17 protein-coding genes and 2 riboswitches are annotated in these 22,736 nt (G+C 62.3%); of the genes, 11 read left to right on the forward strand and 6 right to left on the reverse strand.

Annotation, left to right across the window (positions count from 1 at the left end; translation table 11 throughout):
- Positions 1–24 precede the first annotated feature (24 nt).
- The gene (gene thpD / locus ETC27_RS02390; RefSeq protein WP_168709011.1) at positions 25–975 is read left to right on the forward strand and encodes an ectoine hydroxylase; all 951 of its coding nucleotides are present in this window, start codon (positions 25–27) and stop codon (positions 973–975) included.
- A gap of 84 nt (positions 976–1,059) precedes the next feature.
- On the opposite strand, the gene ETC27_RS02395 is transcribed toward thpD, so the two are convergent.
- From ETC27_RS02395 to ETC27_RS02405, 3 genes are all read right to left on the reverse strand, one after another.
- Positions 1,060–1,833, reverse strand: coding sequence for an enoyl-CoA hydratase-related protein (locus tag ETC27_RS02395; RefSeq protein WP_136253364.1), 774 nt, complete (start codon positions 1,831–1,833; stop codon positions 1,060–1,062).
- A gap of 109 nt (positions 1,834–1,942) precedes the next feature.
- Positions 1,943–2,791, reverse strand: a complete 849-nt coding sequence (locus ETC27_RS02400; RefSeq protein ID WP_136253365.1) for a 3-hydroxybutyryl-CoA dehydrogenase — start codon at positions 2,789–2,791, stop codon at positions 1,943–1,945.
- A 158-nt stretch (positions 2,792–2,949) separates the two neighbouring features.
- Positions 2,950–4,749 (reverse strand): acyl-CoA dehydrogenase, encoded by a 1,800-nt coding sequence (locus ETC27_RS02405; protein WP_136253366.1) that lies wholly within the window; start codon positions 4,747–4,749, stop codon positions 2,950–2,952.
- A 445-nt stretch (positions 4,750–5,194) separates the two neighbouring features.
- On the opposite strand from ETC27_RS02405, the gene ETC27_RS02410 reads away from it, so the two are divergent.
- Both ETC27_RS02410 and ETC27_RS02415 read left to right on the forward strand, forming a co-directional pair.
- Positions 5,195–6,256 carry an efflux RND transporter periplasmic adaptor subunit gene (locus ETC27_RS02410; RefSeq protein ID WP_240724765.1) on the forward strand — a complete coding sequence of 354 codons (1,062 nt, stop codon included), beginning with the start codon at positions 5,195–5,197 and terminating at the stop codon, positions 6,254–6,256.
- A 24-nt stretch (positions 6,257–6,280) separates the two neighbouring features.
- Positions 6,281–9,454, forward strand: a complete 3,174-nt coding sequence (locus ETC27_RS02415; RefSeq protein ID WP_136253367.1) for an efflux RND transporter permease subunit — start codon at positions 6,281–6,283, stop codon at positions 9,452–9,454.
- 168 nt (positions 9,455–9,622) lie between these two features.
- On the opposite strand, the gene ETC27_RS02420 is transcribed toward ETC27_RS02415, so the two are convergent.
- Positions 9,623–10,993 carry an MFS transporter gene (locus tag ETC27_RS02420; RefSeq protein WP_136253368.1) on the reverse strand — a complete coding sequence of 457 codons (1,371 nt, stop codon included), beginning with the start codon at positions 10,991–10,993 and terminating at the stop codon, positions 9,623–9,625.
- A gap of 228 nt (positions 10,994–11,221) precedes the next feature.
- A complete protein-coding gene (locus ETC27_RS02425; RefSeq protein ID WP_136253369.1) occupies positions 11,222–11,872 on the reverse strand; it encodes a class I SAM-dependent methyltransferase in 651 nt (216 codons plus the stop codon).
- Between the two features lie 71 nt (positions 11,873–11,943).
- Between ETC27_RS02425 and ETC27_RS02430 the strand changes: the two genes are divergently transcribed.
- The 6 genes from ETC27_RS02430 to ETC27_RS02460 all read left to right on the forward strand — a co-directional run bounded on the left by ETC27_RS02430 (position 11,944) and on the right by ETC27_RS02460 (position 18,436).
- Positions 11,944–12,324, forward strand: a complete 381-nt coding sequence (locus ETC27_RS02430; RefSeq protein ID WP_136253370.1) for a VOC family protein — start codon at positions 11,944–11,946, stop codon at positions 12,322–12,324.
- A 92-nt stretch (positions 12,325–12,416) separates the two neighbouring features.
- The gene (locus ETC27_RS02435; protein WP_136253371.1) at positions 12,417–12,809 is read left to right on the forward strand and encodes a DUF4870 family protein; all 393 of its coding nucleotides are present in this window, start codon (positions 12,417–12,419) and stop codon (positions 12,807–12,809) included.
- A gap of 6 nt (positions 12,810–12,815) precedes the next feature.
- Complete coding sequence (locus ETC27_RS02440) at positions 12,816–13,745, forward strand: lysophospholipid acyltransferase family protein (protein ID WP_136253372.1); 930 nt, start codon at positions 12,816–12,818, stop codon at positions 13,743–13,745.
- 14 nt (positions 13,746–13,759) lie between these two features.
- On the forward strand, positions 13,760–14,110 hold the full coding sequence (locus tag ETC27_RS02445; RefSeq protein ID WP_136253373.1) for a DUF4870 family protein: 351 nt from the start codon (positions 13,760–13,762) through the stop codon (positions 14,108–14,110).
- A 501-nt stretch (positions 14,111–14,611) separates the two neighbouring features.
- Positions 14,612–16,534 carry a glucans biosynthesis glucosyltransferase MdoH gene (mdoH, locus tag ETC27_RS02455; RefSeq protein WP_306462155.1) on the forward strand — a complete coding sequence of 641 codons (1,923 nt, stop codon included), beginning with the start codon at positions 14,612–14,614 and terminating at the stop codon, positions 16,532–16,534.
- A gap of 138 nt (positions 16,535–16,672) precedes the next feature.
- Positions 16,673–18,436, forward strand: a complete 1,764-nt coding sequence (locus ETC27_RS02460) for an OpgD/OpgG family glucan biosynthesis protein (RefSeq protein ID WP_240724766.1) — start codon at positions 16,673–16,675, stop codon at positions 18,434–18,436.
- Between the two features lie 21 nt (positions 18,437–18,457).
- Here the strand turns inward: ETC27_RS02460 and ETC27_RS02465 are convergent, their stop codons facing one another.
- On the reverse strand, positions 18,458–19,546 hold the full coding sequence (locus ETC27_RS02465) for a glycosyltransferase family 4 protein (protein ID WP_240724767.1): 1,089 nt from the start codon (positions 19,544–19,546) through the stop codon (positions 18,458–18,460).
- Positions 19,547–19,635: 89 nt separating this feature from the next.
- A riboswitch (TPP riboswitch) is annotated at positions 19,636–19,763 on the forward strand.
- A gap of 90 nt (positions 19,764–19,853) precedes the next feature.
- On the opposite strand from ETC27_RS02465, the gene tenA reads away from it, so the two are divergent.
- Entirely contained in the window at positions 19,854–20,522 is a 669-nt protein-coding gene (gene tenA, locus ETC27_RS02470) for a thiaminase II (RefSeq protein ID WP_136253375.1), read from the forward strand.
- A 78-nt stretch (positions 20,523–20,600) separates the two neighbouring features.
- Positions 20,601–20,742: riboswitch (TPP riboswitch) on the forward strand.
- Between the two features lie 67 nt (positions 20,743–20,809).
- The gene (thiC, locus tag ETC27_RS02475; protein ID WP_136253376.1) at positions 20,810–22,714 is read left to right on the forward strand and encodes a phosphomethylpyrimidine synthase ThiC; all 1,905 of its coding nucleotides are present in this window, start codon (positions 20,810–20,812) and stop codon (positions 22,712–22,714) included.
- Positions 22,715–22,736: the final 22 nt, after the last annotated feature.

The following is a 22,736-nucleotide window of genomic DNA, read 5'->3' on the forward strand; positions in this document are numbered from 1 at the left end:
CTGAGATCATAAGGAGGTTTTCCTGTGGTAGACCGTCTAGATCCTTATCCCACTCGCCTGACCGAACACCGCGACCCTCTCTCCCGCAAGGAGCCAATCGTCCATGCCCGCAACCAGCATCGCTGGGAAGGCCCGCTGGATGAAGTGGCTCTATCTCGCTTCGAGCGGGATGGCTTTCTGTGGTTCAACGGCTTCTTCTCCCGGGACCTTATCGAGCCATTCTTCGATGAGCTCAAGCAGATGGCTAACGACGAATCGCTCATGCGTTCCGACCAGGTGATTCAAGACCCCAATAGCGGCGCCATCCGCTCCGTATTCGGTATGCACAAGCTCTCGGAGCACTTCGACCGTTTGACCCGCGACCCGCGAATTCTGGGCATGGTACGGCAGTTACTGGGCAGTGAGGTCTACATCCACCAGTCGCGTATCAATGACAAGTACGGCTTCCAGGGCAGTGGCTTCGATTGGCATTCGGATTTCGAGACCTGGCACGCCGAGGACGGTATGCCTCGCATGCGGGCAGTGAGTGCGTCGCTGATGCTAACCGACAACAATGAATTCAACGGCCCGTTGATGCTCATTCCCGGGTCGCATCGCCAATTCGTGCCATGCGTTGGCGAGACACCCGAGGCAAACTGGCTAGAATCCCTCAAGTCTCAGAAACTGGGCGTGCCTGATCAGCAAACGCTAGCGACCCTTGCTGAGCGAGGAGGTATTCAGGCCCCCAAGGGGCCGGCGGGATCGTTGCTGCTGTTCGAATGCAACACGCTGCATGCGTCAAACGAGAACATGTCACCCTGGCCACGCTCCAACCTGTTCTTCGTCTACAACAGCGTGGATAATGCGCTTCAGGAGCCTTATGCAGCCCCCTCTCAGCGACCCGAGTTCCTCGCTACCCGCAGCGACACCCAACCGCTGACGATGCATGACGATTTCCCGGAACTCGCTGGGCAAGGGGTCGACCCTCTGCACTAAACGTATCTTGAGCCTCACCCCCTCCAGGCCACGTAACGACCGTGACGCCACCGTCACGGCTATCGTCATGGCACGCCGCGAGTATCAGAAGTTAGGTGTGCGCTTCTCGAGAAAGGCTGACATGCCCTCCTTCTGTTCGCTGCCGGCGAAGCCCAGTGCAAAGAGGCTCGTTTCCAATGCCAGGGCGCTGTCGAGGTCCTGATCCATGCCGTCATGCACGGCCTGCTTGGCACTGCGTACGGCCTTGGTACCGTTGACCTTGAGCTGCTTAGCGAGCGTCTCGGCGTATTGCTCGAGCTCGGTCTGGGACATCACCTGATTGACCAGGCCGATACGCAAGGCTTCATGCGCGTCGATCTTGCGCCCGGTGGTGATCAAATCCAGCGCCATGGCCGGGCCGATACGGCGCGGCAGTCGCTGAGTGCCGCCAAATCCAGGGATAACACCGAGCAGCACTTCCGGCTGGCCGAACACCGCGTTGTCGCTTGCCACCGCCCAGTCGCAGGCCAACGCCAGTTCGCAGCCACCGCCCAGGCAAAAGCCGTTGACCAGCGCTACAACCGGGACCGGCAGGCGCTCTAGACGCTTGATGGTGGTCAATGCCTGACGGGCAAAGGCGTGAGCCTCGTCAGGTGTCTTGTCGCGCATCTCGGCAATATCAGCACCGGCGACAAAGGCCTTCTCGCCCTCACCGGTAATCAGTACCGCACGCAGATCCGCCTGACCCTCAAGATCATCGAGGATGCTGGCAAGCTCGGTGAAGAGCGCCGAGTTGAGGGCGTTAAGGGCCTTGGGGCGATTCAGGGTCAGGCGGGCAATACCGCTTTCGATAACCAGATGGACAGGTGCGTCTTGCATGATGCCTCCTTTAGCAGGATTCGCCCTCGAGAGCCGATGCGCTCTACTCGGCAGGCGCCCGGTTGGCACGAGATCCTAGCGTTATCATGGACAAGTAAAAAAACAGAGCCTAGTCGTAGAGGTGGAAGCCGCGCCCGCTCTTGCGACCCAGATAGCCTGCCGCGACCATCCGCTTGAGCAGCGGGCAGGGACGATACTTGGGATCGCCGAAGCCCTCCTGCAGCACCTCCATGATCGCCAGGCACACATCCAGACCAATCAGGTCGGCGAGCTTCAGCGGCCCCATGGGATGGGCGGCACCTAACTGCATGGCCTCATCGATGGCTTCGGGGCTGGCAGCGCCTTCCTGGACCAGAAAAGCGGCCTCATTGATCATCGGCACCAGCAGGCGGTTGACGGCGAACCCCGGAGAGTCGGCGATGGCCACCGGCGTCTTGCCGAGCGCCTCGGTGAGCTGCTCGATCGTGTCAACGGTGGCATCACTGGTCTGCTCGGCACGAATCACCTCGACCAGCCCAAGTACCGGCACCGGGTTGAAGAAGTGCATGCCGACCACCCGCTCGGGGCGCTCGCACACCGCCGCGAGACGGGTCAGCGACAGCGATGAGGTATTCGAGGCCAGGATGGTGTCGTGATTCAGGCGGCTAAGATCCGTGAAGAGTGACTCCTTGAGCGCAGGATCTTCCGGGGCAGCCTCGATGATCACCTCGCGATCACTCAGGTCATCCAGGCGAGTGGTCAAGGTGAGGTATTCAAGCGCCGCCCCCCTGTCTGCGCTGGTCATTTTTTCCTTGTCGACCAGTCGGGCCAAGCCTTTGTCGATCTTTTCGCGAGCCCCGGACAAAGCATCATCATTTACATCATAGAGCATGACCTGATGATGACTGGTGATCAGTACCTGGGCGATGCCCTGGCCCATGGTGCCGGCGCCGACGACGCCGATACGGCTAATGCTCATGCTAAGGCTCTCCGTGATCCTGCCGCGACTGGCACTCCCTGCCGCCCGCGGCACTGAATAAGAAGGGACGATTAGAGGGGCGGCGAATCTCTCTCATCGTCGCCCCCTTCTAGCCTACCTTGCCATGACGAATGCTGCAGTGCCGAATAGGCAGGATCTCAGTCATCGGGGCCGACCACCGACAGGCTGTCGATGCCCGCCTCGATTACCGCTCGGTTGGCACGCCCCACCGGCAGCCAGTGCCGCAGGGCGAAGTCGGCACTCGCCACTTTGGCGCGATAGAAAGCCTGATCACCAGAGCCTGCGATGAGCGCCGCATCCGCGGCCAGTGCCGCTTGCCCCATCTGCCAGGCACAAAGCACATGGCCGGCAAGCGACAGGAAGGGGGTCGCGTAGGCCTGAACGGCATCCGCACCTTGAGCCGGATCACGACCGGCATCGAGCACCAGCGCCATGCTGGCTCTCAGGTCATCGACACCGGCCGCCAGCGCAGCGCCCTGATCCGTGAGTGCGGGTGCATCGGCGAGGCGGCCGGCTGTCGCTTCCATCTCATCGAGCAGCGATGTAAGAGCCGCACCGTTATCGCGCGAGAGCTTTCGGCCGGCGAGATCCAGCGCCTGAATGCCGTTGGTGCCCTCGTAAATCGGAGCAATCCGCGCATCACGCCACAGTTGAGCGGCGCCGGTCTCCTCCACATAGCCCATGCCCCCATGCACCTGCACCCCTAGCGAAGCGATATCCACGGCTTGATCCGTGGAGAAGGCCTTGACCACCGGAATCAGTACATCAACGCGTGCCTGAGCCAGCTCACGGATCTCGGCGTCGGCGTGATGACGGGCACGATCCATCTGCGAGGCGCAATAAAGCGCCAGGGCGCGCAAGGCTTCGGTTCGCGCACGCATCGACAACAGCATCCGACGCACATCGAAGTGATCGATGATCGCGGCCGCCTCGCCACCGCGCGACCTGGGTGCCCGGCCCTGACGGCGCTCTGCCGCGTAGGCGAATGCCTGCTGGGTGGCGCGCTCGGCAACGCCGATGCCCTGGATACCGACCTTGTGACGGGCCTCATTCATCATCGTGAACATGTGATTGAGCCCGCGCCCGAGCTCCCCCACCAGATAACCGATGGCCCCCTCGCCTTCGCCGAAGGCAAGCGTACAGGTGGGCGAGCCGTGAATACCGAGCTTGTGCTCGATGGAGGCGCAGGTGACGTCGTTGCGAGCCCCCAGCGTGCCGTCCTCTTCAACCAGGAACTTGGGCACCAGGAACAGCGAGATGCCCTTGTTGCCCTCCGGGGCATCCGGGGTACGCGCCAGTACCAGGTGGATGATGTTGTCGGCGGCCTCGTGCTCGCCCCAGGTGATGTAGATCTTCTGGCCGTGCAGGCGGTAATGATCACCGTCATCAGCCGGGATGGCCCGGGTTCGCACCTGTGAAAGATCCGAACCGGCCTGAGGCTCGGTCAAGTTCATGGTGCCGGTCCAGCTGCCTTCGATCAGCTTCGGCAGAAAACGGGCCTTGAGTGCGTCGCTGCCATGATGCGCCAATGCCTCGATGGCACCGGCGGTCAGCATCGGGCACAGGCCGAGTGCCATGTTGGCCCCGTGCAGCATCTCTTGGACGGCACTCGCCGCCACCTCGGGCAGGCCCTGCCCGCCCTGGGCCTCGGACACGCCGATGCCGTTCCAGCCACCTTCGACATAGGCCTGATAGGCGTCAATGAAGCCGTCAGGCACGACCACACTGCCATCCGGCTGGCGACGACAGCCCTGACGGTCGCCGGCCAGGTTGAGCGGTGCCCAGACCTCACCGGCCAGTCGAGCGGCTTCTTCCAGCACTGCGTCCAGAAGATCGGGGCCGGTGTCCTCGAATCCCGGCAGATCGAGAGAGGCGTGACCGAGGAGTGTCTCGAGCACAAAGCGGGTGTCGCGCAGTGGAGCGTGATAAGGCGTCATCGCGGGTATCTCTTGGGAAAAAGGATATCCGCGATACTAGGTTAGCGGCCCTTGGCAGAACCATTAGGCGAAAGCCGCAGCAACTGACGTTGACGTCAACGATCACTCGCCGTGACCACGTCCCGACGGCCGCTATCGTCAGGTGTCCACCCGATGGCCGGCGGGAAGGGTGACGCGTCATCGTGCTAAGTGACAGGCGACTCCTCAGCGCGCAGCGGGCCGACCACCGGCAGTGGCGTGGGTATTCTCGAGGCTTTGGTTATTGATCAAAGCCACGCATTGGCCGAGGCCGAATCACTTGAAGCAACATCAGGCTTCATCTGCAACCGGCACATCAAACGTCGTTGTACTCGGAAAAACTCTTGTCCAACCCTGATACAATAATTGGCATGCCGTGCCAAAAACTGTCAGGCTCGCTATCAACACGTACGCTTCAGGAGCCACCGTGCTGCCGCTATTCCCCACCCTGACCCGATTAGGTGCAGGCATTGTGTTAACACTGAGCCTCTCGGCCATGGCTATCGCTCAGGAAAACCGTGTCGAGACACAGGTGGTCGAAGACACGCCGCGGATAGAGGTGCTGCCGCTCACTGGCAGCGTCAGCGCTCCACGCACCACACAGCTCTCAAGCGCCGAAGCGGGCCAGGTCAGCGAGTTATTGGTTGACATGGGCGACACCGTTACCCAAGGCCAACCGCTACTCTCCCTGGACCCCCGCGATATTAACCTTGAGCGCCAACGCGCCCGCGCCGATCTGGCCCGGGCCGAAGTCGAGCGCGACGAGGCAAGGCGCTTGGTCAACGAAGCCAAGCAGCTCTCGGCGCAGAGTATTCCCGCCAGCGAGCGCCGCCAGCGGGAAAGCACACTGGCAGCAGCCCAAGCCACGCTGGAAGCGCGCAGAGCGGATTACCAGCTCACTCAGCTGCAGCTTGAGCGTCACCAGGTTCGTGCGCCTTTTGACGGCATGGTCACCCAGCGCGACAGCAACGTCGGCGAGTGGATAGACCCCGGCGATACCCTGCTCACCCTGGTCGACTTGTCCGCGCTGAGACTGGATTTTTCGGTGCCGCTCTCTGCCTATCAGCGCTTTGAGGGCGCTCAATTAGCCGTACGTCTGGAAGGCAGTGATCAATGGCACCCCGCGCGCTCCCTCGCCCGCATTCCACTCGATGCCAGCTCACGGCAGTTTCTGCTCCGCGCGGCCCCTGAACAACCACTGGACATGCTCCCGGGCATGGCAGTGGAGGGGCGTTTACAGCTCACGGGGGAAAGCGGCCCCAACGTGTCGCGGGATGCGTTAATCCGCCGTCCGGATGGCAGTGTCAGCGTTTGGCTTGCCCGTCAGCGTGATGACACCTGGCAGGCATTCGAGCAGCGGGTCGAGGTCGGCACCAGCTTCGAGGGAAAGGTCGCCGTGAATGAAGGCCTGTCGGCGGGAGACCGCGTGATTGTCGTCGGCAACGAACGTCTTGAAGAGGGACAACGCCTGTCCCTGATCGACGACTGACGACGAAAGGAGCGATACCCGGCTATGTTTGCCGCCATCATTCGTCACGGAATCCTGGTAAGCGTGATCACGCTCATCCTGCTGATTATCGGCATTGCCGCCATCTGGCGCATTCCCGTGCAGATGATTCCCGACCTGGAAACCCGCGTGGTGAGCATCGAAACCCAGTGGCCGGGTGCCACGCCCCAGGATATTGAAAAGGACATATTGATCGAGCAGGAGGAGTTCCTGCGCAACGTGCCCAACCTGCAGCGCATGGAGTCCAGTGCCAGCAGTGGCAGCGCCGAAATCGAGCTGGAATTTCCGTTCGGCGTCGATCTCACCGAAACCCTGATTCGGGTGAATAACGCGCTGAGCCAGGTACCGTCCTACCCCAACAACGTCGACCAGCCGCGCATCGTCGCCAGCTCCTTCTCCTCCAACGCCTTCATGTACTTTGACGTCGGGCCCCTGGAAGGCAATCCGCGCCAGCTCGATATGCCGGGCATGCGCGACTATCTGGAAGACAACGTACGCCCACGCCTCGAGGGGGTTGCCGGTGTCTCGGAAGTCACGGTGTCAGGGGGCGCCGAACGGCAGATGCAGCTGCTGATCGACCCCGAAGCGCTGGCTGCCCGTGAGCTCAGCATCAGCGATATTCAAGCGGCGCTGAGGGCGCGCAATCAGGATGTCTCCGGCGGCCATCTGGAGAGCGGCAAGCGACGCTACCTGCTACGCACCGTGGGCCGTTTCGACGATGTTGAGAGCCTTGAAGCACTGATTTTGCGCCGTGACGGTGATGCGGTCATTCGGCTAAGCGATGTCGCCGAGGCGCGCCGGTCCTATGCCGAACTTAGTTCCCGGTCGTATAACGCAACGGGAGACAAAGTACTCAGCGTGCAGGTACGCCGAGAACCAGGCGCCAACGTGATCGATATCAAGCGCGCCATGCTCGACGAAGTCGCCGCGCTAAACGAAGGGCTGCTGGCTCAGCAGGGCATGCGCATGACGCTCTCAAGCGATGACGTTCGCTACGTGGAGTCGTCAATCGCCAATGTGTGGGTCAACCTGGGCCTTGGCGCGCTATTTGCCACCCTGGTGATGTACGCGTTTCTGCGCTCTGCCCGCGCCACCGTAGCGGGGGTCATCGGCATCCCCATCTGTACCATTGCCGCCTTTTTAGGCCTGCTGCTGGCGGGCCGCACGCTCAACGTGATTTCGCTGGCGGGTGTCGCTTTCGCCATTGGCATGACCATTGATAACACCATCGTGGTGCTTGAAAGCATTGAGACCCAGCGCCGCCGGGGCCTGGCGCGGTTTGAAGCCGCGTTAGAGGGTGTCAAACAGGTATGGCCCGCCGTGCTTGCCTCAACGCTGACCACCATTTTGGTCTTTGTGCCGATCTTTTTTATCGTCCAGGAAGCAGGACAGCTCTACTCGGATATCGCCGTGGCCATCTCTACGTCGATTCTTGTGTCGATGGTGGTGGCGATGACGGTGATTCCCACCCTCGGGGCGCATATTGATTTTCGCGGCAAGGAGAGCAACTCAACGTCATCGCCACGCTGGGTACGCGGCTGCTCATGGATCGTTGATGGACTCATTCGCACCGCGACGCGGCGGTTGATGGCCATTGTGTTGGGGATCGCGGGAGGCATCGCGATTTTTGTCGGGCTGACGCCCCCGGCGGAATACCTGCCGGAAGGCGAAGAGGCCAAGACCTTTGCCAGCATGAATGCCCCGGCGAGCTACAACCTGGCCACCATGGACGCGATTGCACAAACCCTGCAACAGGAACTCGAACCCCATGTAGGCGCCGACCCCGAGCGCTTTGAGCGCGGTGACACCGACGTGCCGCCGATCCGCACCATGGGCATTCAGGCCGAAGCGCAAAGTTTGCGCATCATTGCGGAAACCATCGACCCCAATCATATTGAAGCGCTGATGGACGCGCTCACCAAGCGCTATGAAGCTTACCCGGACATGCGCGCCTTTGCCGCCCGCGGCTCGATCATTTCCAGCAATGACGGCGGCACACGCAGCATTACCCTGGATATTGCCGGCAACGATTTGGACGAGCTTTACACCACCGCCAACACGATCTATCAGCGCGCCCGCACGGTCTTCGATAACCCGCGCATTCAGTCGCGCCCCTCCGCGTTGTATCTTGGCCAGCCGCTGATTGAGGTGTACCCGGACTGGGAGCGTGCCGCCGAAGTCGGCCTGGATACCGATGCCCTGGGCTTGGCCGTGGCGGTACTCACCAACGGCGCCTATCTGGATGATTTTTATCTCGACGATGAGAAAATCGATCTTTACGGCTATGGACCCGACGCGGGCGATATTGACCTGGATACCCTCGCCACCCTGCCGATTCACACGCCGTCAGGGGGGAACGTGCCCCTCAATACCCTGGCCGAGATTCGTGAGACGGTGGGAACCGCCACATTGCGGCGGGTGGAAGGTCGTCGCAGTGTCACACTCAACGTTATTCCGCCGCGCAGCGTGGCATTGGAAGCTGGAATCGAGCGAATGCAGCGCGAGGTGATCGACTTCTTGGGCGATGAAGGCGAGCTACCCGCGAACATTAATATCACGGTGAGCGGGGCGGGCGACCAACTGGATGCCACGCGTCAGGCGCTCACCGGCAATGCCTTGATTGCGCTGGCGATTGTCTACCTACTGCTGGTGGCCATTTTTGCCCACTGGGGCTACCCGCTTCTCATTCTTGCCACTATTCCACTGGGCGCCGCCGGCGGAATTGTCGGGCTATGGCTGATGAATACAGTAGGCGCTCAGCTGCCAAAGATCGGTTTGAATGCCATCAGTCAGCCGTTTGACATGATCACCATGCTGGGCTTTCTCATCCTGATGGGGACGGTGGTCAATAATCCCATTCTGGTGGTTCATCAGGCGAGGGAGAACCTGCGTACGGCGGGCATGAGCGTTCGCGAGGCCGTTCAACGGGCAGTGGAGAGTCGCTTGCGGCCTATCGCCATGACCACGCTTACCACCCTGTGCGGCCTTTCACCGCTGGTATTTCTGCCGGGTGAAGGCACCGAGCTTTACCGCGGCGTGGGTGCCATCGTGCTATTCGGGCTCTTTGGCACGGCAATTGTGACCGTTACCTTCCTGCCGGCGCTAACCGTTGCCGTGCTGAGCTGGAAAAACAACATGGGGCAAACCAAAGGCGGAGACACTGGAAAAATAGCCACGTAAGCGCCAAACCGGTTTGCGCCCGCACGCAAAGGCCTCGCCAATCGAGAAGCCGTTGACGCTATGGACCCGCAATAGCGCAACGCAGGCCTAGTCGCGATCTGCGCCTTGAGCGGATCGCGACCCGCACCCCGCAATCGCCTCTCTGAAGTCGCACTTTATCGGCGCCTGCTAGGGTGATCTCGATGCCTCGCCAGCATCATCGTAGTAGGCGATGTGGGCATCATCGGCGCGCGGTGGGCCAACCACGGGCTCAGCGACCACTACTTCGGGTACCGCCTTGGAGAGATCCTCAAGGTGCTCATGCTCGACTGCGCCCTGCACCAGATCGTCAGTGACGGCAAGCTCTGCCCCCGCCAATGTCTGTGTCTGTGTCGCCACGAAAGGTGCCGTAGGCAGCGGTGCAGGACGCACACTGCGCCGCCAAACAAAGAAGCCGGCCAGGCCAAGCCCCACAGCTCCCATCGACCAGAAGAGGCCACCATCACCGAGCACGGCCATCACCGGCGTAATCAGCGGGGGGCTGACCATCGAACCGAGGGCGTTGATCAGCAACAGTCCCTGACTCATGCGTACCAGGGCCCCGGCCGGGGCCCGATCAGCGGCATGGCCAACCGCGACCGGGTACAGCGAGAAAACGCCACCCCCCAGCAGAAACAGCAGCCCGGCCACCAGCCAGGACGCGCTTGCCAGCAACAACGCCATTGAGAGCCCGGCGGTACAGGCGCCGATGATGATCAGCACCCACTGGCGGTCGTGCTTGTCCGACCAGCGCCCGATCGGGTACTGCAGCAGCATGGCGCCAAGCACCACCACCGCCATCATCTGGCCGACCTCTGCGACCCCAAGGCCGCTGCGCTGCAGATAGAGTGGCAACAGGCTATAGACGGCGGCCACCACAAGTCCCGAGCCGAAGCAGCCCATCACGCCGGTAGGCGTCAGGGTGATCAAGCGCAGAGGCGACAGCGGTTCGGCATGCTCTATCAGCGGCGAGACCCGCGGAATCATCGCCATCGGCAACACCGATAGCGAGGCCAGCAGTCCCACCACCATGAAGGGCGCGGCCTCGCCCATGGCCGTGGTCGCCCCAAGCAGCAGTTGGCCGAGTACCCCGGCCGCGTAGACGGCAATCATGTACATGGCCAGCAGGCGGCCACGCACCTTGGTGTCGGCGCTTGCCAGCAGCCAGCTCTCGATGACCAGGTAGACACCTACCGTGGCCCAGCCACCGATAAGGCGCAGCACGAACCAGCTGACCGGGTCTAGCCACAGCCCCTGCAGAAGCACGGTGACCGCTACCAACGAGGCGAAACAGCCATAGGCGCGAATATGCCCGATACGCAGCAGCAAGCGGTCGTTGAACAGCGCACCCAATGCCAGGCCGATAAAATAGGCCGACGATACCCAACCGATCACGACAGCAGAGGTGCCCGCCGCGTCCAGGCGCAGCGTGATGAGCGTACTGAGAAAGCCATTACCAATGCACAGAATAAAGAGCCCAAGCAGGGGTGCCAGGGCCATGGACAGCAATTGCCGGGACATGAACATGCCTCGATATACGAGAAGACAACACCGCCGTTCCAGGCGGAGGATGGGCGCGAACTGAGGCCCTTGAGGGAAGGGCCATCGGCGCCGTTGTTCAGGAGAAACGTTACCTGCCAACGATGCAACATTGACAATCGCGCGGCGAATATACGCTGAGCCGTGCTCGCCGCCAAGCAGTATTTACTGACTCGCGCAAGGGTCTTGACCGCCCCCATGGCCCTGCCATCAGGAGCAGGAGCGCTGCAGAAGGACGACGTCGTGATCAGGGAAGATCACTTCCATGGCGAAGCGCTCGGCCAACCAGTAAAAGCTCGCCTCGCTGAAGAAGCACACGTGGGTAGGATCGAGAGTGTAGTGCCAGTCCACGAAGATCTCATGGCGGGTAACCCGCTTGGTCATCAGCCCCAACCAGCCGCCAGGGCGCAGCAGGCCGGCCAGACGGGTAAGCTCGACGCCAGGCGCAGCCATATGCTCGACCACCTCGGTTGCCGTGATGAAATCATAGCTGCGTGACAGAGGCGCAGGATCGGGGGCGAAGTAAGGATCGTAGATCGCCATTGGGTGTCCCGCTTCCTCAAACATCACCGATAGGGTTGGCCCCGGACCGCTGCCCACATCGAGCCCCACGGCACCAGCCGCCAGCTGCGCTTGGAGAGGCGCCTGCAGCCGCGACAGGAAACGCCGATAGCCGGCATCCCGTGGCGAGTTCTGGTGCTGGTCATAGACCGCGCGCTCGGCATCAGCCCCAAGGTGTTGATGAGGCGGTACGAAGACCAGCGTGCACACCTGACACTGCAGGTAATCGCGACGCGCATCCCGATGATAGGCCACTGCATCGGGGGCATCGCACAGCGGACAGGACAGAGGCTGGGTCATCGTCGTATGCTCATGGATATTTTCGCCGCCAAGCCTATCCTGTTCGCGCTGGCGGCCCAAGGAGGAACGGCATGCTGTCAGCTTTGGATCATCTGGTGATATACGTCGATGACCTGTCACGAGCGGTGGATTTCTACAGCCGGGTACTCGGCATGGACGCCAAGGAACAGGATGCCAGCCATGCCGACCTGCATCTGGGCACCCTGACGCTGCGCCTGCAGGTAACCGACAACTCGATTGCCCCCCAGGCGGCGGCCCCCACGATTGGGGCGATGGAGCTTTCCTTCTCAAGCCGTCTACCGCTTGAAGAGGTCGAGCACCACCTGGCCGCCCTTTCTGTCCCGGTGGAACTCGGTCCGGTGACATACGACGGTAGCAAGGGACCCGTGGACTCACTGTATCTGCGTGACCCGGAAGGCAACCTACTGGAGATCAACCGTCCGCGGCGGTGATGGCAACGCCTGCCTGGGCGGGTATCATGTTGCAAAGGCTCGCTTTTTTATCCCGGATTTTACCCCTTACCGTTTCGCCGAAGGACGATGTCATGCCCCAGACGCCTGCACACGAGACACCTTCCTCGCCGCAGAATACGCCAAGCCCGACACCCCGGGAGCCCGATACCACCATGGCTATGGTGGTCTACGGCCTCTTGCTGGCCGGCATGGTGAGTGGCTTCACACCGCTGATCGGCGTGGTCATCGCCTATGTCTACCGAGGTAAGGGGCCGGACTGGCTCGATGCGCACTACCGCTATCAGATTCGCACCTTCTGGATCGGGCTGCTCTACGGCCTTATTGCCACAGTTCTGACACTGGTGGTGATCGGCGTGCCGCTGCTGATTGCCCTGGCCGTATGGATGATCATTCGCTGTGTGAAGGGCTTCAAGGGCCTGCAGGAACAGCGGCCACCGAGCAACCCCACCACCTGGCTGGTGTGACGCCTGATGAGTGATGAAACCTCCCGCCGCGACCGCCTCCAGGCCACCGTGGTTACCAGCCTGTGGCGAACCCTCTCCGGGCGAAGCCTCGGGACGCTATGGCGGCTTTCACGGTATGCGGGCCCGCTGATACACAGGCTCAGCAAGCGCGAACGCCATATCACCGAGTCCAACCTGTCGGTCGTCTATCCCGCGACCGACAGGACTCAGCGCCGCCGGCTCGCCCGCGATAGCCTGACGCATTCCACCGCCACCATGCTCGAACTGGGGTTTGCCTGGATGCGTGATCCCGAGCGAGTAGAGTCGTCGATCGTCGAGGTACATGGCCGCGAACTGCTCGATGATGCAAGAGCCGAGGGACGCGGCGTCATCGTGTTGGCCCCCCACTTTGGCAACTGGGAAGTGCTGAATTTCTGGCTCTCGGGCCATTTCCCTTTCACGGCCATGTACGAGCCGCCCAAAATTGCCCCCCTCGACCCGGTGATTCGCCATGGCCGCGAACGCCGCGGTGCCCAGCTGGTACCCACCAACCCTCGCGGCGTCGCGGCCCTGCTCAAGGCACTCAAGCGCTGCGAGGCGGTGGGCATCCTGCCGGATCAGGAACCCGACTGGGGCAGCGGTGTCTTCGCGCCCTTCTACGACCGCCCCGCCTACACGGCAACCCTGCTGCCGAAGTTGGTAGCCCGTACTCAGGCGCGGGTAGTGACCGGCGTCGCCAAGCGCCTGCCCGGGCGCGGTTTTGCGATTCACTTCCTGGCTGCCGATGAGCGAGTCTATGAGGCCGACGAGACGACCTCAGCCAGCGGCGTCAATGCCTGCGTCGAGTCTGCTATCGCCCTGGACCCCGCCCAGTATCAATGGGAATACAAACGCTACCGCAAGACCCCCGAAGAAGCAGCCGGCGACCCGAATTTTCGCCACGCACGCATTTACTGACGCCGAGAGTATTCATGAGCCAAACCTATCTGCCCGAGCAGGACACTCGTGTCACCCAGATCATCTATGTGCTCTACCTGGCCGGCCTGATTACCGGCAGCGTGACGACGCTGATCGGAGCCATCATGGCCTACGTCTACCGCAGCGATGCCTCGCCCTGGCTACAAGAGCACTATCGATACCTTATCCGCACTTTCTGGATCGGTGTCCTCTATAGCATTGCCGCCTTCATGCTAGGGGTGATCGGCATCGGTTTTCTGGTCATGCCGCTGCTGGCATTGTGGCTGATCGTGCGTTGCGTGATCGGCCTCAAGGCCGCGCGCGCCGACCAACCACCGGCCAAGCCCGACACGTGGCTGTGGTGAGCATGCCTAAGTAAGATGCGTCACGATGAAATATGCCCGTCTACGGAACCCGCAGCGCCTACCGCCATCCAAGGTTCCCTGAACGTCTCGCATGAGCGTAGCGAATCCGCCTGACCGAGTTTCCAAGTACCAGCGGCATCGCTATGCTGTTATACGTTAGGCGCTCGCGCCTGCGGCTTCCAAAAGCTGCTTGCTATCTTGGAGAAATCAACAGTCGTCATCTGGGCATCCAAAAGAACAGCGCTTGTAGCGCGATAACTTGTCCCGATGCTTACTCAAGTCTCCTCCCCGGATTGTGCAGGGAATGCCGGCGGGGGCAAATGGAGCACAACAGCAAGTGATGATAACCCTACAGCGTCCCCAGTGCGTCGCTGATACATCCCGGAAACCTGACGCCCGGTCAGATCGTTCTTCAGCTCAGCTAGCGCCACTGTGCAGCCACATGCCATCGACTACCTACGTCCAGTCAAGTACTGGACATCTCTCGCAACGTGGCGAGGTATGCCGATGAGCCTACAAGACAACACATCAGGTGCCACGCCCACCCAAGCTCTCTCCGCTCACGCCAAGCGCCGTCAGTTCAGGCCCCCGTGGCGCCGTACCCGGCGTGCACTGTTTGCTGGACTGTTCTTCGCCACTGACGCGTTAGGCATTTGGGCAATGTTCCAGATCCTCTACGTCGACGGGATCACGCCGTTGGAACTGGTCATCCTGGGACTTTTTTCCCTGACCTTCAGCTGGATCATCATTGCCTTCTGGAGTGCCGTAATTGGCTTCGTGCTGACCCTGTGTAACCGCGATCCGATCACCCTAGACCGCATCCAGCCACCGCGGCCACCGAGCGACGCTCAGTCACGGACGGTGCTGGTCATGCCGATTCACAATGAGGACATCAGCGGGGTCATCACCGGCCTGGAGGCAACCTGCCGTGACCTGCCTGCCGACACACCGCAACGGCAAGTGGAAGTCTTCGTGCTCAGCGACAGCACCGATGACACCATCATCGAGCAGGAGCACCTGGAAATCGGCGCGCTGCAAGGGCGCCTGAGCGGCATCTGCCACCTGCACTACCGACACCGAAACAGCAATAGCGGCCGCAAGGCCGGCAACCTCAAGGAATTCTGCGAGCGCTGGGGAAAACGCTACGACTTCATGCTGGTGCTGGATGCCGACAGCGTAATGAGCGGCAGCACCGTGTCGGCGCTTATCGCCGCCATGGAAGCCAACCCACGGTTGGGGCTGCTGCAGACCGTCCCCATCCCGGTGCACCAGGACAGCCTGTTCGGCCGCGCCAACCAGTTTGCCGCCTCGCTCTATTCGCCAATGCTCGCCGCCGGCCTAAGCTTCTGGCATGCCGACGCCGCCAACTATTTCGGTCACAACGCCATCCTGCGCACCGAGGCGTTCATGGCCCACTGCGGCCTGCCGGAGCTGCCTGGGGCGCCACCACTGGGCGGCGACATCCTCAGCCATGATTTCGTCGAAGCAGCCCTGCTGCGTCGAAATGGCTGGCAGGTGCAGATGCAGACTGACCTGGAGGGCAGTTACGAGGAAATGCCCAGCCACATCCTGGACTACGCCAAGCGTGACCGTCGTTGGGTGCAAGGCAACCTGCAGCACTTGCGTCTGCTGGGCGGACATGGCCTGCATCCATTGAGCCGGCTGCATTTCCTGTTTGGAGCCTTTGCCTATATTTCCTCGCTGGTATGGCTAACGATCCTGGTCATCAGCACCATCGATGCGCTAGTTCGCGCGATTGCCGAACCCAATTTTTTCACTTCCCAAGCGCAACTGTTTCCCGACTGGCCGATTGCGCCGCCGCCCCTGATCATGCCACTGCTGCTCGGCACCCTGGCCATGCTGCTGATGCCCAAGGTGCTAGGCATGTGTCTGGCAATGGTCCGCCGTCCCAGCGCATTCGGCGGGCGAGCGCGGCTGGCCGTCAGCGTGCTGTTCGAAAGCCTGTTCGCAATGTTGATCGCGCCCCTGATGATGATGTTCCACAGCCTGTTCGTGATCAACGTGCTAAGCGGGCGCACCGTGGCCTGGGACCCGCAATCTCGGGAAGGACGCGCTGTGGCGTGGCGTGAGGCATGGCGACATACTTGGCAAGGCAGTCTGGCCGGGCTGGCCTGGGCAGGCATCACCTGGTATTACACGCCGGTATTTTTCTGGTGGCTGACTCCCGTGTGGCTGGGCCTGATGCTGGCCGCCCCGCTGATCCGGCTCAGCAGCAGTCTCACCCTTGGCCAGACCCTGCGCCGTGCCGGCTTGCTGCTGGTGCCCAGCGAGACAGATCCAGCCCGTGTGTTACGTGCACAGGACTCCCCGGCGGAGACAGCATCTGGCGAATGGCCAGCACCGACCCCGCAGGAGATGCCAGGCGAAATGCCGGAACAGTCCTTCGCCGCCCCGCGGAGCTGACATGGAGTCTCATGGCACGCCACCCACCGCGACTTCCCGACGAGCAAGCGTTTCGGCTCGCCGGGAAGGCGACGCAAAACACCATGCCGAGCAGCGAACATCGCTGCCCCCTCTCACCAAACCGCCTGGAGCCATGGAATGCTGAGACAACGCGGGATGCCAGGTCGAGCCAACCCGGCTCGTCCGATTCAGGCAGGACGTCTGGCGACGACCCTGTTGACCACCACTTTACTCTGGACGGGGCTCGCTCCTATTGGGCTTGCATCGCTGGCCTTTGCCGAATCCCCAGCGACCGATGCACCTTCTGACGCCAACGTCGACGCAAAGGTCAATGACGACACCCCCAGTCAGCCACCGGCCAGCGGACAGACCAGCAAGGCATCCCTGGACGCCTTGTATGCCAAGGTCACCTCACGTGCCGAGCAACTGTCAAAGGCTCCGTACGAGGCCCACGACAACGTCTTGCCGGAGGCATTGAAGGAGCTGGATTACGACCGTTATCGGCAAATCCGTTTTCGTCCTGAGAAGGCATTGTGGCGCGATCAGTCCCTCTTCGAGGTGCAGCTCTTCCATACCGGCTTTCTCTACGACCGGCCGGTACACCTGAACCTGGTCGAGCCCGACGATGACGGCGAAACGATCGAGGTGTCACCGCTGCCCTTCGATCAGGGATATTTCCGCTATGACGATGAGGTAGCCCCCATCGGCGAGGCGCTGGCGAAGCGGTCCAGCGAGGATCAGGAAAAGGAAGATCTCGGCTACGCAGGCTTTCGCCTTCACTACCCCCTCAACCACGGCGAATACCGCGACGAATTCATGGTTTTCCTCGGCGCCTCGTATTTCCGTCTGGTTGGCCGCGACCAGGGCTACGGCCTTTCAGCGCGTGGGCTGGCCATCGACACCGCCTCGCCTCGTGGCGAAGAGTTCCCCACTTTCACCGAATTTTGGCTGGTCAAACCGGCACCCGAGGATGATCACATCCAAGTGCTGGCATTGCTCGATAGCCCCTCTGTCAGTGGCGCCTACCGCTTCGACATTACCCCCGGGGAGTCCAGCACAGTGGATGTCGAGGCTCGCCTCTTCGCCCGTGAAGACGTAGAGAAACTCGGCATCGCCCCGCTGACTAGCATGTTCTGGCACGGAGGCCTTGAACGCCACGACTACGACGACTACCGGACCCGCGTCCATGACTCGAACGGCTTGTCGATGCACACCGCCGAGGGAGAGTGGATCTGGCGTCCACTGAGCAACCCCTCGCAGCTGCATGTTTCCTCGCTGCGCGACGACCCACCCCAAGGCTTCGGCCTGGTACAGCGCCACCGCGAGTTTGACGACTATTTGGACATGGAGGCACGCTATGATCGACGCCCCAGCCAGTGGGTAACGCCTCGTGGCGGTGACTGGGGCCCTGGCGGCGTAGAACTGGTGGAAATTCCCACCGAGGACGAGACCAACGACAATATCATCGCCTACTGGGTACCCGATGCGCCGCTCAAGGCCGGCGAGTCGCGAACCTACCGCTACCGTACCGCCACCTTCGACGCCTACCCGCCGAATCTCGAGCGCGCCGGGGTAGTACGCACCCGCCAGGGCTGGGGAGGCGCGCCTGGCCAGGATAATCCACCGCCCAGGAGCCGTCGTCACTTCATCGTCGACTTCCGCGGCGGCGAGCTATCGAGCCTCGATGCCAGTCAACCCGTAAAGATGGCGCTGACGACCTCCAGCGGCGAAACCCTCACGCCACAGGTACAGCCATTGCCGGACGGAAAGACCTGGCGCGCGAGCTTTCGTCTCCAGCCCGATGGCGATCAACCGGCCGACATGCGACTGTCACTGACGCTGCATGGCCAATCGCTGACGGAAACTTGGAACTATGTCTGGTACCCCGACGCTGCCCGCTGATCGCGGTTTGAGTGGCCAGCTCTAGCCTTCGCCAAGCGCCGCGGCGAAGGCCGCCGCGGCGCTCGACCAATCCTGCTGCCGCCCCCGCGCGGCGGCGGCCCCTTCACGAAGTTGAGCCCGCAGGGCGCCCTCTTCCAGCCACCGACGCAGCGCCGTAGCGAGAGCCTGGACATCGCCCGGCTCGACGGCGAGCCCCGCCCCTTCGGGCAGGGTGTGCCCAAGCGCTCCCCCCGTCGTGGTGATCACCGGTAGACCATGCGCCAGCGCCTCGGTCACCACCATGCCGTAGCCCTCGTAATAGGACGGCAGCACGAAGAGATCCGCCTCGGCGTAATAGGCCGCAAGGGCCTCGGGGGAACGAGTGCCTAGCAGACAGACTCGCTCACCCAGCTCCTGCTCCTCGATCATGTCCTCGACCCGCTTGGCATGTTCCGGGGCTAAGTCCAGCCCACCGATACAATCGCACTGCCAGCCAAGCTCGGACACCTTGGCCAGTGCCTCGATCAGCACCTCATGCCCCTTGCGCGGCGTCAGGCTCGCCACGCACAACAGCCGCGCCGGCTCGGCGTCTTCCTCGTGGCGGGTGACGCTGGCGGCCAGTGGCGCCGGCGACACTCCCGGCTCGACCACATGAATCTGCGACGGCAGCACGCCGAAGTCGGCCAGTCGTTCGGCAGTAAACGTGCTGGTCGCGATCACTCGCTGCATGGCCATCAGCGCCAGGGTCTCGCTGGCCTGAAAGCCCATGCGTTCGATTTCGCTCAGGCCTGTCTCATCGGCCTGTGGATGATGCATCAGCGCCGTGAGGTCGAGCCGCTCACCATGGCATGCCACTACCTCCGGCAGACCGGCCATGACCGTGGCATCGATCACCACCCGGGTACCATCCGGTAGCCCGCCAAGGGTGCTTTCAAGGCTTTCGGTGGCCTGCTGGTCAGGCATCGGGAAACGCCCGGCCAGCCCTTCAACGGCAATGTCCCAGCCACGCTCACGCAGTGCCTCGACGATGCGGGCATCATAGACGTAGCTACCGGTAAGCTGGTCAGGGTCGCCTGCTACCAGCAGGGTCATGTCGGGCACATGGGAAGCGGCTGATATCATCCGTGACATCCTCATCTCAAAGGGAATACTGAAGTCAAAAATACGAGGCTAGCACACCCGGGACTGGCAAGGGCGCGACAAGATGCTAGACTGTCGCCACTCGCTTGACGGGGTGCCGGTGATACCGGCTGAGACCGCCCAAGGACGTGCTTCAGCACGCCACAGGACGGATCCCGTTGAACCTGATCCGGCTCGTACCGGCGTAGGAATCAAGCGGTGGCCGGCGCACCTTTAGTACACGCCTTTCCGGCCACACCCTTCCCTTGATTGACCTGCCTGGCTCAAGCCCCGGATCGTGACCACTACCGGAGGCCAGATGGGTTACCGCTTCAGCGACCTCACTGCCGCCTGTCACAACGACTGGCGACACTATATCGAGCACGATTTCGTGCGCCGACTCGGCGCCGCCACCCTCGATCAAAAGGCCTTTCGCCACTACCTTCAGCAGGACTACCTGTTCCTGATTCACTTCGCCCGTGCCTATGCCCTGGCGGCCTACAAGAGCCGCACGCTGAGTGATCTGCGACACGCCCAAGCGGGCCTCTCGACCATCCTCGATGTGGAACTCGACCTCCACATTGCCTACTGCCGCGAATGGGGCATCTCGGAGAGTGATTTGGAAACACTGCCCGAGGCCCGCGCGACACTGGCCTATACCCGCTATGTGCTCGAGACCGGACAGCGCGGTGATCTGCTGGATCTCCACGTGGCCCTGGCACCCTGCCTAATCGGCTACGGCGAGATCGCCACCTGGCTCAATGCCCAGCCCTTTACGGTTCGTGGTGATGCCAACCCCTTCGACGCCTGGATCACCATGTACGAAGGCCCGGACTTTCAGGAGGCGATGGCAAGCGAAATCACCTGGCTCGATTCACACCTCGCGGAAGTCGGCCCACGACGCTTCGAGGAGCTTCGCCAGGTGTTCAGTGAGGCCACCCGGCTTGAAATCGACTTCTGGCAGATGGGGCTTGATCAAGGCGATTGAGCGCCCTGCCAAACGCCGTTCGGTCAGGTGGGGCCGAACGGGGCGTATCACCCACCACCGGAAGCCTAGGCTTCCATCACTCGCTTGACGGGGTGCCGGTGATACCGGCTGAGATCATCCAACAGGTGCCTTGGGCGCGTGGCAGGACGGATCCCGTTGAACCTGACCTGGCTAATTCTTTCGAGAGGGTACCAGCGTAGGGATCAAGCGACATGCAGGCCGCCGTTCGGGCCCGCCCCTGTCCCTCCTTCGCTTGTCCTCCCCAGACTATTGGGAGAACACATTAGATGAGCAATACCCGCCACTTTCTCAACGAGCAGGCGCGCGTCGATGCGGCCGCCATCGCCCCCCTGCCCGGCTCGCGCAAGATTCATGTCGAAGGCTCCCGCCCGGACATCCGCGTCCCCTTTCGCGAAATTGGTCTGTCGCCGACCACCACCGCCGACGGTGTCGAGGACAATCCGCCGCTGCTGGTCTACGACACCTCCGGGCCCTATACCGACCCGGACGTCGCCATCGATCTGCGCCGCGGCCTGAAAGCCCTGCGCGAGGCCTGGATCGATGAACGTGATGACACCGAATGGCTGGATGGCCCGACCTCCGAGTACGGCCGCCGCCGCGCCAATGACCCGATGCTCGCCCCGCTACGCTTCGACTTGGCCCGCACGCCGCGCCGGGCCAGAGCAGGCAAGAATGTGACCCAGTTGCACTATGCCCGCCAGGGCATCATCACCCCGGAGATGGAGTTCATCGCCATCCGCGAGAATCAGCGCCGCCAGGCGCTCTCTACACAGTACTCAGGTACGCAGGAGGTCGAGCGTATCCTCGGCCACCAGCACGTCGGCCAGGGTTTCGGCGCGCGCCTGCCCGAGGAAATCACGCCCGAGTTCGTGCGCGACGAGCTGGCCGCCGGCCGGGCGATCATCCCCTGCAACATCAACCACCCGGAAACCGAGCCGATGATCATCGGCCGCAACTTCCTGGTGAAGATCAACGGCAACCTGGGCAACTCGGCGGTCACCTCCTCGATCGAGGACGAGGTCGACAAGATGACCTGGGGCATCCGCTGGGGCTCGGACACCATCATGGATCTCTCCACCGGGTCGAACATCCATGAAACCCGCGAGTGGATCATCCGCAACGCCCCGGTGCCGATCGGCACCGTGCCCATCTACCAGGCGCTGGAGAAGGTCAACGGCGTCGCCGAGGACCTGACCTGGGAGGTGTTCCGCGACACCCTGATCGAGCAGGCCGAACAGGGCGTCGACTACTTCACCATCCACGCCGGCGTCTTGCTGCGCTATGTGCCGCTGACCGCCAAGCGCACCACCGGCATCGTCTCGCGCGGCGGCTCAATCATGGCCAAGTGGTGCCTCTACCACCACCAGGAGAGCTTCCTCTACACCCACTTCGAGGAGATCTGCGAGATCTGCAAGCGCTACGATGTCGCCTTCTCGCTGGGCGACGGCCTGCGCCCGGGCTCGGTGGCCGATGCCAACGACGAGGCCCAGTTCGCCGAATTGGAGACCCTCGGCGAGCTGACCCGTATCGCCTGGCGGCACGACGTCCAGGTGATGATCGAGGGGCCGGGCCATGTGCCCATGCACCTGATCAAGGAGAACATGGACAAGCAGCTCGAGGAGTGCGATGAGGCGCCCTTCTATACCCTCGGCCCACTGACCACCGACATCGCGCCCGGTTATGATCACATCACCTCCGGCATCGGCGCGGCGATGATCGGCTGGTACGGCTGCGCCATGCTCTGCTACGTGACCCCCAAGGAGCACCTGGGCCTGCCCAACAAGGACGACGTCAAAACCGGCATCATCACCTACAAGATCGCCGCCCATGCCGCCGACCTCGCCAAGGGGCACCCGGCCGCCCAGCGCCGCGACAACGCGCTGTCCAAGGCGCGCTTCGAGTTCCGCTGGGAGGATCAGTTCAACTTAGGGCTCGACCCGGACACCGCCCGCGAGTACCACGACGAGACCCTGCCCAAGGACTCGGCCAAGGTGGCGCACTTCTGCTCGATGTGCGGCCCCAAGTTCTGCTCGATGAAGATCAGCCAGGAGGTCCGCGACTACGCTCGGGACAAGGGCCTAGATGGCGATCAGGAAGCCGTGATGCAGGGCATGGAAGAACAGGCCGAAGCCTTCAGGGCCGCCGGCGCCAAGCTTTACCACGAGGTCTAGTAAGGCTTTCGTTCGTATCGCA

It is taken from the genome of Onishia niordana, assembly GCF_004798965.1.
GTDB classification, from domain to species: domain Bacteria; phylum Pseudomonadota; class Gammaproteobacteria; order Pseudomonadales; family Halomonadaceae; genus Onishia; species Onishia niordana.